Consider the following 12,952-nt stretch of genomic DNA (forward strand, 5'->3'; position numbering starts at 1 on the left):
GTGATGTGCTTGGAGGGTCGCGATGTCGTAACTGTGGAAGAGCGATCGCGAGTTGCCCTCGCTGGAATAGCGGAACGCCCAGGTCGTTTCGCCGAAGGATTGGCTATCGAACATCTCGTCTCGGCATCGCGGCCGCGGTTAGGCTGTGGCTATGACTGCATGGAGCCGCTACCTGTTCGGAGTCTCGATCGTTTTCGCGGTGGGCACGATGATGCTCGCCGAGCAGCTGCCGGAATGGTGGAGCCCAGCGTCGGTCCTCGTCTTGGTCCTGGCTGCTTCTGCGTTCCTCATCTGCTCCGTTCTGGAGTACCGACGGGGGCGGACGACAGCCACCACTTTGGAGTAAGCGGACGAACCCCGCCCCGCAAAGCTCCATCTCAGTCTGTTAGTAGTGGTTTTGTGTGCCATGCCCAGCTGACTGCTCCGAAAAACCATCCACCGGGTGGTTGGCGAGCCAGTCGAGAACGACGCCGGCATGTTGGTCCGGCGGGAAGACAGGGTAGAACACGTGCTCGATCCGCCCGTCACGGATCAGCAGAGCCAGACGACGGTAAACCGTAAGATCCCCTGCCGTTAAGGTAGGTAACCCAGGATCTGCTGCAAGGGACAGCTCCTCATCGGTGAGCAGTGGATACGGGAGCCGCAGGGCTCCAACGAGTGCTTGCTGGTACGAGCCGGGCTGACTGGACAGCCCGAAGACCCGCCGCACTCCGGCCTGCACGAGGTCGGCGTAGTGGTTGCGCATGTCGCAGTTATGCGGGCTGCATCCCCGCGCACCGGGAATCGCATCCCACCCCTCGGGCATGTCCTGCTCCGGTGATCCCGTCATTGGGAACACGTAGATCAACACCCGTCCCTCCCCCAGATCACCGAGATCGACGTCGTCGTTGTCTGTGGAGGGCAAAACGATGGAAGGCATCAGCATTCCCGGTAGATGATCGGTGGCTCCGTCATCATTCGGGGCCACCAAGTCACCGGATAGCGGGGCTAGATTCGGGTTGGCCGCATCGGTTTCTTCCATCTGTCCCAGCATTCGCCTGCTCGCAGTCGAAAGGTTACCCACCAGCAGGGTGCGCTGCTGCGTCAAAGCTGTGATCGTCGCATCAATCCGCTCGATCGCCCGACGATACTCAGTCAGCGTCGACGGGCATGCGTCGGCATGAACGCTGCCAGCGTTCAAGCAGTCGACGAACGCGGCCATGTCACGAAGCGGGATCCCCAGGGCGTTCAGTCGGTGGACCTGTGTAACGACATTCACCTGATGCCGCCCGTACAGGCGATAACCGTTTTCCCCACGCATTGGCACCACCAAACCGTGATCCTCATACCCCCGCAGCGCCTTCACCGACACACCCGTCTCAGCGGCCACTTCACCCGAGCGCAAAAGCTTCTCCATGCACCAACCGTAAACCCAGCCCCTAGGGGACAGGTCAACGATTTCTGATTCCCGGAATTCCGGGGCCTTCCCTACGGTCATAGATGGACGGAACATGGTCCCATGAGCATCAGGAACTATGGACCTGTCGGTAAGGACGAGGGACTCCTGATTCGCTTCAATGACGCGATGACGGCACGGACGGTTCTCGGGGCGGAGTCAACAGCGGCCTCCTTCTCGGTTGTCGAACACTTGATCGCGCCGAGAGAACTTGCGGCACCCTTTCACATGCACAGCCGCGAGGATGAGTTCACCGTAGTCACGAGGGGAAGAATTGGCTTCCTCCTAGGAGATGAGGTCTTTTACGCCGGCCCCGGCGAACTTGTCCGGAAGCCCAGGAACCAGTGGCATACCTTTTGGAACGCCGACGACGAACCGGCGCGCGTTCTGGAAATCATCTCGCCTGCGGGTTTCGCCGGGTACTTCCAGGAGATCAGCGGGTGTTTCCCTGAGGACGCCCCTCCGGATTTCGGCACGCTAGCGGAAGCCAATGCCAAATACGGGCTGCAAATGGACTTCGACACGCTTCCACTTCTGGTGGAGCGATTCAACCTCGCCAGGCCGGCAGAAATGGATGGGATGCCCGGAACTGCTGAGGGCTGATTGTGCCGGGGCGCTCAGAAGAAGTCTCGACCAGAATCTTGTTTAGAGCGGTATGAAACTCCCGATATGTACAGACACGCCAGCATTGGGATTACTTCCAAGCAGTCGGACGAGCCCACTTTTCCGTGGACTGGTGAAAGGACCCGGGGGTTCGTTATCCACCTCGACGAACAACTCGAATCGGCGCCCGTGGGCGTTCTCCTCTATCCACTGCTGCACCTCGGCCAGGTCCTCGACGTCGCTCAGGACGTACGCATCCAACGCCCAGCCGCGCGGAGGCGATGCTTGTTGCCAGAAATTGACTCTATAGGACGGCGAATCCAATACGTCCCGGGGTTCAGCATGAACAGTCTCAGACGCGCGCATACTCAACACCATAATCTCCCCCAAGCACTGAGCCGGCGCCGCCGATTGGAACATATCGAGCTCCGAGCGTCATCCTCTTCGGAATGCCCGGCTTCGATCGTCGGCAGCACCAGCAGCGAGTTGAGGAGTTCGGCGCGTCTCATCGGTTCTCGTTCATCACGGGGTATCGGACAGGATTCAGTGGTTTCTGACTCCTCTGTCAGAACCCGGACCGCCAGTCAAGGATGATGTCCGCTACCTCGTCGAGGTGTGACTCCAGGAGGAAGTGGCCGCCGTCGAGCAGTTCCACGCGGGCCTTGGGGACGTCCTGGAGGAACGCCCGTGCTCCGGCCGGACCGAAGATTTCGTCATTCCGTCCCCACACGGCAAGCACCGGAACCTGGGTGGAACGAAGCCATTCGTGGACGGCTGGATACAGGGTCCGGTTGGTGTGGTAGTCGCCGAAGAGCGCCAGCTGGGCCTCGTCAACGCCGGGGCGGGCCAAGAGAGCCAGGTCGTGCTCCCAGGCGTCCGGGTCCACGGTGGTGGGATCCGGAACGCCGTGCTTGTACTGCCATTCAACTGCCTCCCGGCCAAGCGCCGGACGCAGGGCCGCCTTGTTTTCCGGCGAAGGGTCCGCACCGTAGGCCCAGATGGGAGCCCAGAAACCCGGCACAAATCCCTCCTCGTAGGCGTTGCCGTTCTGCGAGATCACCCCTTCCACCGCTGCCGGGTTGGCCAGCGCCAGACGCCAGGCGATCGGGGCGCCGTAGTCCTGGGTGTAGACCGTGTAGGCGTTCACGCCGAGTTCCGCCAGGAAACCGCGCGTGACGTCGGCCAGCGAGGCAAAAGTGTAGGCGAACTCTTCAGCTAAGGGCGCCGAGGACCGGCCGAAACCGATGGAGTCCGGGGCAATTACCCGGTACTTCCCGGCGAGCCTGGGGATGAGGTGGCGGAACATGTGTGAGCTTGTGGGATACCCGTGCAGAAGCAGCAGCACCGGGGCATCCGCGGGACCGGCTTCGCGGTAGAACACGTCTAGGCCATTGACGGAAACAGTGCGGTGGTGGACGGCAACCATGGGACTAACCCCTATCATTCAATTTACTGGTTATGCGGACGCTACCATGGAAAGCGTCCCGTGCACCCCCGTGAAAGGAATCCGATGGTCAACGATGAAGACCTGCTGCTGGCGGTGCTCAACAGCGCACCCGTGGTCGCAGGCAGACCCACGGACGAACTGTCAGGCGCAGCGGGCAAGGAGTTGGCCGCCCGCTACGGGGGCACCGGCTCACCGGCCGAGCTTGCACAGCTGCGACGGATGCGGGAGTGCCTGCAGGACGCCGTCCGGGAGTCCAAGGACGCGCTGTCCCGCCTTTCGACAGCGCTGGGTGACGGCGTCCTGGTTCCCCGGGTCACTCCGCAGGGTCTCCGCTGGGAAGTCCGGGCGCCGGAGGACGAGCGGCTAGCCTTCCGTACGGCGATTGCCTGGTCACGGGTGCTCCATGAGCTTCCCGGCCGCCTCCGCGCCTGCGCCAACAACGAATGCAACCTGTTTCTCATCGACAGGAGCAGGCCGGGAACCGCCAAGTGGTGTTCAATGGCCGTCTGCGGAAACCGGATGAAGGCCCGCACCCATGCAGGACGCCAGCGGGCGGCCGCGGACCGGCCGTAACGGGTCCGGCTTCGAGTCGACCGGCTCTGAGGGGGCCGGTGTCCGGATCAGCGTAGGTTCCTGGAACACTTCGGCGGCCCTGTTAGGTTCGGGTCATGGGGACAATTGAGAACCGCAGTTTGCATGCCCTGGTGGATGCCGCCATTGAAGGGCTGCCTCCGGCGGCGCAGGCGGCTCCCCGGTCGATTGTGGAAATAGGATCGGCCCATACCGTGGTCCTGCTGGACGGCACCGCCGCGGTTCGGATCGGACGGGATCCCGCAACGGCAGCGGCTATGCGGAAGCGGCAGCAGCTGGTGGACAGCATCCCGGAGTCGGTCGGCTTCATCCTCCCCCGGTCCCTGGGACCGGTCGTGGAAGTCGAGGGTTTTTCGGCTGTCGCCACGCGGCTGATCCCGGGCGGGCCCTGCCCGGCAGGTGAAGGCGACCCCGGCCAGCTTCAGGACCTGCTCGGCTCGGTGTCCTCCATTGCCACTGAGCCGATCGAGGGGTTGCTGACCGAACCGCTGGTCTTCTGCGGCGGTGCGGACTGGTATCGGATCCAATGCGAAGAGGTCCTGCCGCGTCTCGATCAGGATGTTCAGGAGCGGGCGGCGGATGCAGTCGCCGCCCTGATGAACCTCGAACGGGCCTGCGACGTGTTTTCCCATGGTGACCTCGCAGGACACAACGTGTTCTGGGAAGGGAACCGGATAGTCGGGGTCCTGGACTGGGATCTGGCGTCCCGCAGCGACCGTTCCACCGATCTTGCCTGCATCGGCGCCTGGAACGGGTGGGATAAGCTGCCGCTGATCGCCGGCTCCGCGGACGTGCGCCGGGCTGCCGTCCGGCGGAACACCTTCCGGCTGCAGCAAGTCGCGTTCGCCTTGGTGAACGGCCGGCCCGCGGACGAGATCGGGAAAGCGGTCGCGCGGGCAAACACCTGGCTCCGGGAAAGGCTGTAAACGATGGACTCCAACGAACCTCGCTACCGGACAGGTGCGTTGCGTGTTGTTGTGCCGGGCGCCTGCCTGCTGCTTGGACTGGTGGGCATCCTGGCATCAGCCACCGGGTGGGTCCTGGTTATCGGTTCCTGGATCGTCAGTCCCGGGATGGCGGCTATCGCACTGCTCCTGGTAGCACTGGCGTTCCGGTGGCTCAGCTCGTGGAGCCGGAATGGCGACCACCCGAATACCCGGCCGCGTTCCTCGGTCCCGGCCCTCCTCGCCTCCGCCGCGGTCGCAAGTCTCGCCTTCGGATCGCTGCTCATTACAGGGACGGAAAGCTTCATCCTGGAGCCCCAGGGGCCGGAGGGCTGCCGCGCAGCGGTGCGGGAGTCCTCGTTCTTCACGTCCGGAAGCGGCAGGGTTTACGCGGTGGGCCGCTACGGAATCGGCCGGCTGGCCGGCGAGTGGCACACCGACGACGGCTACCGGCCAATCGAAGCGGGCAACTACACCCTGGCGTGGAACGCCACCGGCGGAGTGCTCACCGTCGACGGCGCTTCCACCTTCAATGGATACCGGCTGGTTGAATCCAGCGAATACACCGTACAGCTCGACGCCGAGGGCAACGAACTCAGCGGTTACGTGCCGGCCGGCCCAACCAGTTTCGTGCAGCAGCCGGTCGCCTGCCGATGACGCCAGCCTGAACGGGCTAGTCCACCGGCAGCGCGAAGTAGGTCGGCAGGTCCTCGTACTTGAACATTGCCAGGCCCTCACTGGTGATCGCCGCGGGGAGGTCGCGCTTCGTCTCGTCGAACTGCGGCACCACCTGCTCCGGGAACTTCAGATACCCGGTTCTATCCCCGGCGGAGTTCCTGCCGTACACCTCGCCCGCGTCGGAGACCATGACGGGGTGGAAGTCCGACGCCGGGTCGATCCGTTTCTGCTCCCCCGTCGTCAGGTTCACCACCCACTGCGCGTCAACGCCCTGCTCGTTCTGCCAGTGCATCAGGTACAGCTCACCATTCGGGCTGGCCGCTGTTGCGTATCCGGGCAGCCGGGCCGCCTGGAAGGCACATCCCTGTGCCGCGCCCTCGAAGACAACCGGTTGTCCGGTGTGCACGTCGACGGACTCGCACGTCTCGTCGACCTTGCGGACGGAGACGAATGTGGAGCCGAAGACGATGGACCCGGACGGATGGTCCGCGAACGTCGTCGACCATTCACCAATGCTGAGCGTTGCCTCCGGCAGACCCTGCTGCGGGTTCGCTGCCCGGGGCGAGCGGTACACATCCACCCCGTCGATCCGGGCCAGCCAGGACTGCCCCTCGAGTTCCGGAATCTGCTCCAGCGTTCCTGTCTCGGCATTGAGCACCCGGACAAACCCGGGGGTGTCGGGGCCGGCTGCGATACCGCTTTGCATGCCGAGGCTGCCGTCGGTCGCGGTCAAGGCCAAGGCACCGTTACCGTCATGTGTCGACGTGGGGCGGTAGCCGGCCACATCCTCTTCAACGACGGCTGCTTTCCCTGCCGCGTCGACGACGATCAGCTGGGCAACGGGATCAGCGCCACCTTGCCCGGCGCCTGGCTGGAGCGGCACGCCGATCTGGTAGAACGTGAAGAATTCCTGCCCATTCTGCCGCACCCGGTCCAGGGCCGGCTCGACGCGCTGTTCCGGGTCCAGGCCGAGGGACGGCGACCGATACAGGATGTCGCCGGCACTGTCCGTCACCACGAGTGTCTGGTCCCGGGTCTCCAGATCCTGATCGACGAAGGCAGTCAGGTCGCCGATGACCTCCGCCCCGGCCCCTTTCCGGGCGTACCAGCCGGCCTGGCTCAGCCACCGCGCCGGCAGTGCACCGGTCGCGTAGGGAAAACCTTCCTCGTAGGAGGCGGGCTTGCCCAGCGTTGGCCGCTCCGTCGCGGTGGGCTCGGGTGTCCGGGAGGGGCTCGCCGAAACAGCAGCGGGTGTCCGGGACGGCGACGCATCGCCCCCGGCGGTGGAAGAAGCTGGATCCTGCGACGACGGAGCACAGGCCGTAGCGAGCAGCAGCGCTGCAAGACAAGGCGCGACGACGAGCTTCTTCATACTGATTCCCCCGGTGGTTTCCGAAACCTGGTCATGCCGTCCCGCGTCACATGCCGAACGTGAGACGGGGTTAGTCTAGCGGCCCTAACCGCCGCTCTCACCCGGGTCGTGGGCGGCGAGGAATTGGGTCAGCGTGTCGCGGTGCCGCCCGTAAGCGGTGCGGCCAGCGGGCGTGATCGAGTAGGTCGTGGTGCTGCCACGGCCGCTGCCGCTCTTACGCACGGAGACGTAGCCAGCGTGATTGAGTGCCGACATGTGCCTGGACAGGTCTGAATCGCTGATCTGGAGTTGCTCGCGCAGGAACGCGAAGTCGCATGAGGTGCTCGCGGCCACCATGGCGATCGCGGCCAGGCGTTTGGGCTGGTTGAGTGTCGGGTCGAGCCCGTCCAGTGGGGAACTCATGCCATGCGCTGCCGTACCTGCCGGGCGGCGTTGGGGTACAGCCGGAACTCATAGGCCGAGACGAGAACCAGCGCGGTGAGGAAGACCGCGACCAGCCCGGTGGTATCACCGAACCAGCTCCAGATGGCTGCGGAAAGGATCAAGGCGGCCACGGCCAAAACAATGAAGAGCATGTACGCACGCTTGATCTCGGTAGGAGCTACAGCCATACGCGGCCATGTACCCCATCGCGCCCGGATGGTCAGCGTAAGGATCAGCACGGCGGCGACGGCCGCCAGGAGCAGGCCGACGCCCTGAATGATGCGGCCGTCCCGCAGGAGCGGATACGTTGCAGCAACTGCAGTGAAGTAGGCGGCCATGGCGAACGGATACCACGCAGAGATGCGGGGCGTCTGCGTGAAAGGGGCGGCAGCAGCGCGGTCGGCGGCACGGAGAGCTGCATCGAAGTTTTCCATACGAGGAGCATGACACTCACTTATCACTTTCGCAAGTGGAAAGTACTCCATGTTTCCGCGGCTTGGCCCCTCTCCGGTTTCTGGTTAGGCTCGCGGAATGTCTCCCGACCCAATTCCCCAGGTAATCGTGCTGAACGGAGGCTCCAGCTCCGGAAAGTCCTCGATCGCTCGGGCTCTGCAGGAACTGCTTCCGGGTATCTGGCTGACCTTCGGCGTGGATACCTTCATCGACGCACTTCCCGATCGGGGCGACAGCCCGCGCGCCGGAATCACTTACGAGCCCGACGGCACGATCTCCTTTACCGCCGAGCACCGGGACCTTGAGCGTGCGTGGTACATGGGATTGAGCAACATGGCGCGCTCTGGTGCCCGCTTGATTCTTGATGAGGTTGTCCTCTCAGGCGGCGCCGGTCAGGAGCGTTTGAGAGCGACGTTCAGCGGGATAGCCATGATGTGGGTGGGAGTGCGCTGCAACTCTGATGTCGCAGCCTTCCGGGAAGGGCAGCGGTCCGACCGCGTGGAAGGCATGGCGCGACACCAGGCCCTGACTGTGCATACCGGGGTGGCCTACGATGTCGTTGTCGACACCACAAATCGTAAGACCGAGGCATGCGCCCGGGACATCGCAAATTTACTCCGGTCCGGTTCCCTACTCTGAGGCCTCCCGTACTGTCTCAGGGATGCAGGTTGATCCCGTCAGAGGGCACAACGCTGAAGTTCGTGAAACGGACGGTCAATCCTCCGCGTTCCGGCGAGCAGGCCATCAGCCCCACCTGGCAAAGACTTTCCATTGGAAGGTAACCCAGCCGCAGGCTTTTCCAATGTCCGGCCGGGCCGCCGGATTCCAGGTACTGCACGTGGACCGCGGTGGCCTGACGGGTCAGCCGCAGGGTTATCTCATCCTGGGCCGTTCCGAGAGGAGACAGCGACCAGTCCGAGGTGCCGTTGGTGACCACCGTACTGAGCTGAAGCGCGCCGTCGCTGTACTCGACTCCCGCCTTCAGCCACGATCGCTCATCGATCCGGAGCATCAGGCCCGCCTGATCATAGAGCGAGGTGAAATCGCCGGCCAACGTGACGGTAGCCGTGAAGTCACCGGCAACTTCCGTGGAGAAAAAATGTCCGGTGTCGCGGATGAATCCGTAGTGGGTTTTCCGCCAGAAATCCGTGGAAGCAGCAGTTTCCAGAGTGAGTGAGTCCCCGTTGTCGTTCCAGCTGCCGGGTTCGTTCAGCCAAAACATGTTCTCGAACATTTTCATCCATTTCTCGGTTCAGACGTGGAACGGGTACGGCGAAGCATAGACGGCGCAAGCAAAAGGAGGACGACGCCGAGGGCAGCCACCGCGGCCATCGCACCGCGCAGCCCTGCCGTGTCCACCCAATTCCCAACATAGACAGGACCAAGCAGGAACCCGAGGTAGGACACGGTCACAAGCAACGACGTCGCCCGTCCCTGAGCAGCTCCGCGGGTGGGCCTGCATATAGAGTCGCAGGCCTCTCCAAATAGGACCGGTAGACCTGGAGATTGTTGCCGGTGGGCGACTGGGGGCGACTACAAATTCTTGCGGCGCAGCCAGCCACTGAGATTGTAGAACAGGGCGTAGGTCCCTGATCCCACCCGTATTGCACGTCGTCGCGAGCGAGCTGGAAGCATAACGCCAACTGGTAGATCTGCCGGAAGGATGACACCCCCCACGGCGTCGCCATCGACATCGTCCTCAGTGATAGTGATGACGCACTCGTCGATAAACCGGGTCGGATCCATGGCCGTTAGGGATATGTTCTCTCCTGTGTCGGAATCATTCGCGGAGATTTGACCCATGGGCGCCGCGTCGGCCTGACCCGAAACGGTGATTTCGTCCGCACCGAGAAAATCGGCTCCAGTCTCGTCATCTACGTGGAGTTTGAGATCCCAGCTGCTGGCGGGGGCAGTACCCTCGTAGAGCGCCCCGTGCAGCACCTTTAGGTCAGTGACCCAGCGGACACGAAACGTATCTGCAACGGAGGCCGCCTGGATTCGAGCCAGCACCCTCTGCGGTCCCCGAAGCCGAATCGTCGCCTGAAGCCCGTTGAATGTGACGCCGGGTTCGACGAGCGTGTTCGGCAGCGGCGACAACCCAAGGTCCTGTACCTCGACCTTTACGACGCTTCCGTGTACTTCGATCCGGATGGTTTGCATCTGCGACGGATCAGGGTCCAGAGGGGGTCCGTCGGGTTGGAGTTCCACCCACATATCGTCCTGATTGGATGCGATCGTGAGCTGGTGTTCGACGTCGGGGTCGATGATGATCGCCTCATCGGGGGTGATGCCCGCGTGGCGGTAAGCGAGCACTGTCGCTCTCACAGTTGCGTCTGTTTCCGCCTGAGCCCGCACGTAGAGCGGCGTAAGCGGGCCGCCAACCCGGTGCACCTCCGCGGCGTAGCCTGGGAACTCCCCCGATGCGGCTATCGGCTCGGGTTGTCTACCCTCAGGGTCCAACCAGGCAAACGGTGCGGAGAGATCATGGGGTTCGAACACCAAAAAGCGTGAGTCGGTTCCTGTCGGGTCCTTAATCTCTACCCGGTAGGTTCCGGGCTCGGTGAGCAGCAACCACCGCGGGGCACCGTTGTCGAGAATCGCATTCCAGTGACCCCATTGCCCCGGATCAAGGGGCATCGGCCGGGCCTGTACCGGGGTCCCATGTTCGGCGGGTGGTCCAATAATCGCGTTGACCCCCATATGATCGCTCTCCCACCGGTCGCCGCCGCGTCCGTTCAGCGGGCCGCGCCCTATGGGAGTGGGTTCCAGAAGTGATGGAGTGCTGGGCGTGAGCATATTGCGCGCGAGCATGATGTGGCGGACCACCGCCGGGCGCTCCGTCCCGGTCCCGCTGCAGACCATGTCCAGTCGCTGGCGGTCCTGATTCGTCACCGCCAGTTCCTCCGGACTACTGAAAGTCCAACCATCAACGAGTCTGGCACCGAACCGATTGCTTGCTGGTGTACCCGGGGACCATCCGAAGGTGTGCAGGTACTCTGCACTGCGTGGCGGCGTTCCCGCAGTCGCCGGGACCTGCGGCTCTGCACGCACGTTGAGATCCCCGCAGGCGACGATCCGGGTCGTGTGAACCACCTCGGCTACTTGCCCGATCAAATCATCCCATTGCTGCAGCTGTGCCTGACGGATGCCCTCATATGTCGGGTCACCGTCCAACGAATAGTCGGCCTGCAAATGAGACGCCGCGACCACTGTCCGCCCCAACTTAGGTACATCGAGCGCGAACACTAACCCACCTTTGTCCGACAGCCCATCGGAACCACCTACCTGCTCAAAGACACCGAAGGCAGTGGTTCGCGGGGATGTATCGCCCGGCAATGTGAAGGGCACTGGCGCGATTCTGCTAGCCACCGCCAAACCGCTCCCGGCTGGCCCTGACCAACTGGCGACATTCTCCTCGATCACGTCCCGATCGGTCCAATCCTTTTCCGGGCGCGGCGTCGGCAAATTGTGGCGTATCTCCAAGCTGCCCTCGGTGAATACATAGCCGCCAGCCTGCAACGCATCCCGCATTACCCACCACGCAGGCAGACTCCACATCTCCTGAAGGCACACAACATCGTAGGGGGCGTCCAGAATCCGCTCGACGAAACGGAGACCCTTGGCCTGCTGCGCGGTGTCGACAGTGGACAGCTGACCCGTAGCCACCGCATGCAGAAATTCGGTCAGCGCGGCTGCAGCACCCACATAGTCCTTAGCCGCTGCTTTCGCCTGAGTGTCGGTGAATAGTTGGACATTGAATGTACCGATGCGCAATGCCATCAGGACTCCTGAGCCAGCGAAACAAACCATGTAACGACATTCTCGACCCAACCGCAAATGTCACTGTCATTCTGAGGCGGGCTCCACTTAGAAGTGATATATGGAGAACCCTTCTCCAGCCTGCGCTCAGGGTCAAAGTTACTCAAGGGGGAGCTGGCGCCCGAGGCCACCTCGCCGCATATCTGGGATGCCGATCCCTTTTCCGAGCACTGTGCATCTAGCCGCCTATGATCGCCATGGCAGTGAGACGCAGTGGCGAAGGCTCCCCTGCACGCTTCGCAGGCGGCCCGCATGCAAGGATGCAGACCAGGAATTCGTCAGGTATGAGGCAACCGAACCGAATGCCCGCGGAGCCCGGATTGGCATATTCGGGTTAGCCAACGCCCTGGCGCGGGACGGCCGGCTGAACCGTGAAGACTACGAGTGGTGGGCCGACGCCAATGCCTGGTACGACGCCGCCTACCCGGATCCAAGCACAACCGATCCGGGCATATACGACCGGGGAATCCACCCGCACGCGCAGGCATGGTTTCGGATTTCCGCCGAGCACCTGCTGGACAGAATCCCCGGATACCTCGGCCTGCTCACCCGGTACGGGATCGACTGGCAGGAAGTGCGGTCAACCGATCCGGGACGGGTTCTCTATGAAGACGACGTTCAGGTAGTGGTGGATCCGCACCTATAAAACCCTTGACAGCAGGCAGCATGTAAAGCTAACTAGACGTGTAAAGCGAGCTGTACACCTCGGGAGGCCGGAAATGTCTGTTGCGCCAACACGTACGAAGTGGGGATATGCCAAGTTCGGAACCGGCCGCCTGCCCGCCGCGGCTATCGCCGTTCCGGGCGGGCTGATCCTGGGAGCAGCAGGAGGTTGGCTGTCCGTCCTGGCCGGGATCGGCGGATCGAATCCTGCGCTCGGCTTCTGGGTCTTTGCCGCCTGCATCGCGATGCCGGCCGCGGCGCTGGTCTATGTCCTGGTCGTGGACCGAAACACCCTGATAGGTGCAACCGAACGCCCGGACGACTCCGTCGAATCCGGGTGGATCGACAAGGCTGCCTCGGGTTCCTTCATGGATCTGATCCTGGTGCTTGGAGCCGCCACTACCGTTCTGGCGTTCATCCCCAGGGAGCTGGTGGTCGACCTGAAGCTCGTCCTTCCGGCTGTGGTCGGGCTGGGCTTCGCCTCCTTCGGCATCCGGTACCTGGTGCTGCGGCGGAAAGGCTGA

The 12,952-nt window shown here is 63.2% G+C and carries 15 protein-coding genes; 8 read left to right on the top strand and 7 right to left on the bottom strand.

Going from position 1 to position 12,952, the window contains the following annotated elements; translation table 11 throughout:
- Window positions 1-151: 151 nt before the first annotated feature.
- Window positions 152-346 (top strand): hypothetical protein, encoded by a 195-nt coding sequence (locus LOC60_RS08075; RefSeq protein ID WP_230024289.1) that lies wholly within the window; start codon window positions 152-154, stop codon window positions 344-346.
- 39 nt (window positions 347-385) lie between these two features.
- Here the strand turns inward: LOC60_RS08075 and LOC60_RS08080 are convergent, their stop codons facing one another.
- Window positions 386-1,396, bottom strand: a complete 1,011-nt coding sequence (locus tag LOC60_RS08080) for a redoxin family protein (protein ID WP_230024297.1) — start codon at window positions 1,394-1,396, stop codon at window positions 386-388.
- Between the two features lie 102 nt (window positions 1,397-1,498).
- On the opposite strand from LOC60_RS08080, the gene LOC60_RS08085 reads away from it, so the two are divergent.
- Entirely contained in the window at window positions 1,499-2,038 is a 540-nt protein-coding gene (locus LOC60_RS08085) for a cupin domain-containing protein (RefSeq protein ID WP_230024299.1), read from the top strand.
- 565 nt (window positions 2,039-2,603) lie between these two features.
- Here LOC60_RS08085 and LOC60_RS08090 read toward each other — a convergent pair.
- A complete protein-coding gene (locus LOC60_RS08090; RefSeq protein WP_230024302.1) occupies window positions 2,604-3,464 on the bottom strand; it encodes an alpha/beta fold hydrolase in 861 nt (286 codons plus the stop codon).
- 84 nt (window positions 3,465-3,548) lie between these two features.
- Here LOC60_RS08090 and LOC60_RS08095 point away from each other — a divergent pair, with 84 nt between their 5' ends.
- The 3 genes from LOC60_RS08095 to LOC60_RS08105 all read left to right on the top strand — a co-directional run bounded on the left by LOC60_RS08095 (window position 3,549) and on the right by LOC60_RS08105 (window position 5,677).
- Window positions 3,549-4,058 carry a CGNR zinc finger domain-containing protein gene (locus LOC60_RS08095; protein WP_230024304.1) on the top strand — a complete coding sequence of 170 codons (510 nt, stop codon included), beginning with the start codon at window positions 3,549-3,551 and terminating at the stop codon, window positions 4,056-4,058.
- A 95-nt stretch (window positions 4,059-4,153) separates the two neighbouring features.
- Window positions 4,154-5,002 carry a phosphotransferase family protein gene (locus LOC60_RS08100; RefSeq protein ID WP_230024306.1) on the top strand — a complete coding sequence of 283 codons (849 nt, stop codon included), beginning with the start codon at window positions 4,154-4,156 and terminating at the stop codon, window positions 5,000-5,002.
- A 3-nt stretch (window positions 5,003-5,005) separates the two neighbouring features.
- Window positions 5,006-5,677 carry a hypothetical protein gene (locus tag LOC60_RS08105; RefSeq protein ID WP_230024308.1) on the top strand — a complete coding sequence of 224 codons (672 nt, stop codon included), beginning with the start codon at window positions 5,006-5,008 and terminating at the stop codon, window positions 5,675-5,677.
- Between the two features lie 16 nt (window positions 5,678-5,693).
- On the opposite strand, the gene LOC60_RS08110 is transcribed toward LOC60_RS08105, so the two are convergent.
- The 3 genes from LOC60_RS08110 to LOC60_RS08120 all read right to left on the bottom strand — a co-directional run bounded on the left by LOC60_RS08110 (window position 5,694) and on the right by LOC60_RS08120 (window position 7,927).
- Window positions 5,694-7,070: a hypothetical protein gene (locus LOC60_RS08110; protein WP_230024310.1), complete on the bottom strand. Its 1,377-nt coding sequence runs from the start codon at window positions 7,068-7,070 to the stop codon at window positions 5,694-5,696.
- A gap of 84 nt (window positions 7,071-7,154) precedes the next feature.
- On the bottom strand, window positions 7,155-7,472 hold the full coding sequence (locus LOC60_RS08115) for a winged helix-turn-helix domain-containing protein (protein WP_230024312.1): 318 nt from the start codon (window positions 7,470-7,472) through the stop codon (window positions 7,155-7,157).
- A complete protein-coding gene (locus LOC60_RS08120; RefSeq protein WP_230024314.1) occupies window positions 7,469-7,927 on the bottom strand; it encodes a hypothetical protein in 459 nt (152 codons plus the stop codon). The genes LOC60_RS08115 and LOC60_RS08120 overlap by 4 nt, the downstream gene beginning before the upstream one ends.
- Before the next feature lie 97 nt (window positions 7,928-8,024).
- On the opposite strand from LOC60_RS08120, the gene LOC60_RS08125 reads away from it, so the two are divergent.
- Window positions 8,025-8,585 carry a chloramphenicol phosphotransferase CPT family protein gene (locus tag LOC60_RS08125; protein WP_230024316.1) on the top strand — a complete coding sequence of 187 codons (561 nt, stop codon included), beginning with the start codon at window positions 8,025-8,027 and terminating at the stop codon, window positions 8,583-8,585.
- Window positions 8,586-8,601: 16 nt separating this feature from the next.
- Here LOC60_RS08125 and LOC60_RS08130 read toward each other — a convergent pair whose 3' ends face one another.
- The gene (locus LOC60_RS08130; protein WP_230024317.1) at window positions 8,602-9,180 is read right to left on the bottom strand and encodes a DUF1349 domain-containing protein; all 579 of its coding nucleotides are present in this window, start codon (window positions 9,178-9,180) and stop codon (window positions 8,602-8,604) included.
- 299 nt (window positions 9,181-9,479) lie between these two features.
- On the bottom strand, window positions 9,480-11,726 hold the full coding sequence (locus tag LOC60_RS08135) for an endonuclease/exonuclease/phosphatase family protein (protein ID WP_230024318.1): 2,247 nt from the start codon (window positions 11,724-11,726) through the stop codon (window positions 9,480-9,482).
- Between the two features lie 187 nt (window positions 11,727-11,913).
- Here LOC60_RS08135 and LOC60_RS08140 point away from each other — a divergent pair, with 187 nt between their 5' ends.
- Both LOC60_RS08140 and LOC60_RS08145 read left to right on the top strand, forming a co-directional pair.
- Window positions 11,914-12,411 (top strand): hypothetical protein, encoded by a 498-nt coding sequence (locus LOC60_RS08140; RefSeq protein ID WP_230024319.1) that lies wholly within the window; start codon window positions 11,914-11,916, stop codon window positions 12,409-12,411.
- A gap of 73 nt (window positions 12,412-12,484) precedes the next feature.
- Window positions 12,485-12,952 (top strand): hypothetical protein, encoded by a 468-nt coding sequence (locus tag LOC60_RS08145; protein WP_230024322.1) that lies wholly within the window; start codon window positions 12,485-12,487, stop codon window positions 12,950-12,952.

Source organism: Arthrobacter sp. zg-Y769 (assembly GCF_020907405.1).
In the GTDB taxonomy this organism is placed as follows: domain Bacteria; phylum Actinomycetota; class Actinomycetes; order Actinomycetales; family Micrococcaceae; genus Arthrobacter_B.

Bases quoted from the DNA above. Each gene is read 5' to 3' on its own strand.
- LOC60_RS08075 (WP_230024289.1), top strand. From the start codon at position 152: ATGACTGCATGGAGCCGCTACCTGTTCGGAGTCTCGATCGTTTTCGCG.
- LOC60_RS08080 (WP_230024297.1), bottom strand. From the start codon at position 1,396: ATGGAGAAGCTTTTGCGCTCGGGTGAAGTGGCCGCTGAGACGGGTGTG.
- LOC60_RS08085 (WP_230024299.1), top strand. From the start codon at position 1,499: ATGAGCATCAGGAACTATGGACCTGTCGGTAAGGACGAGGGACTCCTG.
- LOC60_RS08090 (WP_230024302.1), bottom strand. From the start codon at position 3,464: ATGGTTGCCGTCCACCACCGCACTGTTTCCGTCAATGGCCTAGACGTG.
- LOC60_RS08095 (WP_230024304.1), top strand. From the start codon at position 3,549: ATGGTCAACGATGAAGACCTGCTGCTGGCGGTGCTCAACAGCGCACCC.
- LOC60_RS08100 (WP_230024306.1), top strand. From the start codon at position 4,154: ATGGGGACAATTGAGAACCGCAGTTTGCATGCCCTGGTGGATGCCGCC.
- LOC60_RS08105 (WP_230024308.1), top strand. From the start codon at position 5,006: ATGGACTCCAACGAACCTCGCTACCGGACAGGTGCGTTGCGTGTTGTT.
- LOC60_RS08110 (WP_230024310.1), bottom strand. From the start codon at position 7,070: ATGAAGAAGCTCGTCGTCGCGCCTTGTCTTGCAGCGCTGCTGCTCGCT.
- LOC60_RS08115 (WP_230024312.1), bottom strand. From the start codon at position 7,472: ATGAGTTCCCCACTGGACGGGCTCGACCCGACACTCAACCAGCCCAAA.
- LOC60_RS08120 (WP_230024314.1), bottom strand. From the start codon at position 7,927: ATGGAAAACTTCGATGCAGCTCTCCGTGCCGCCGACCGCGCTGCTGCC.
- LOC60_RS08125 (WP_230024316.1), top strand. From the start codon at position 8,025: ATGTCTCCCGACCCAATTCCCCAGGTAATCGTGCTGAACGGAGGCTCC.
- LOC60_RS08130 (WP_230024317.1), bottom strand. From the start codon at position 9,180: ATGTTCGAGAACATGTTTTGGCTGAACGAACCCGGCAGCTGGAACGAC.
- LOC60_RS08135 (WP_230024318.1), bottom strand. From the start codon at position 11,726: ATGGCATTGCGCATCGGTACATTCAATGTCCAACTATTCACCGACACT.
- LOC60_RS08140 (WP_230024319.1), top strand. From the start codon at position 11,914: ATGCCGATCCCTTTTCCGAGCACTGTGCATCTAGCCGCCTATGATCGC.
- LOC60_RS08145 (WP_230024322.1), top strand. From the start codon at position 12,485: ATGTCTGTTGCGCCAACACGTACGAAGTGGGGATATGCCAAGTTCGGA.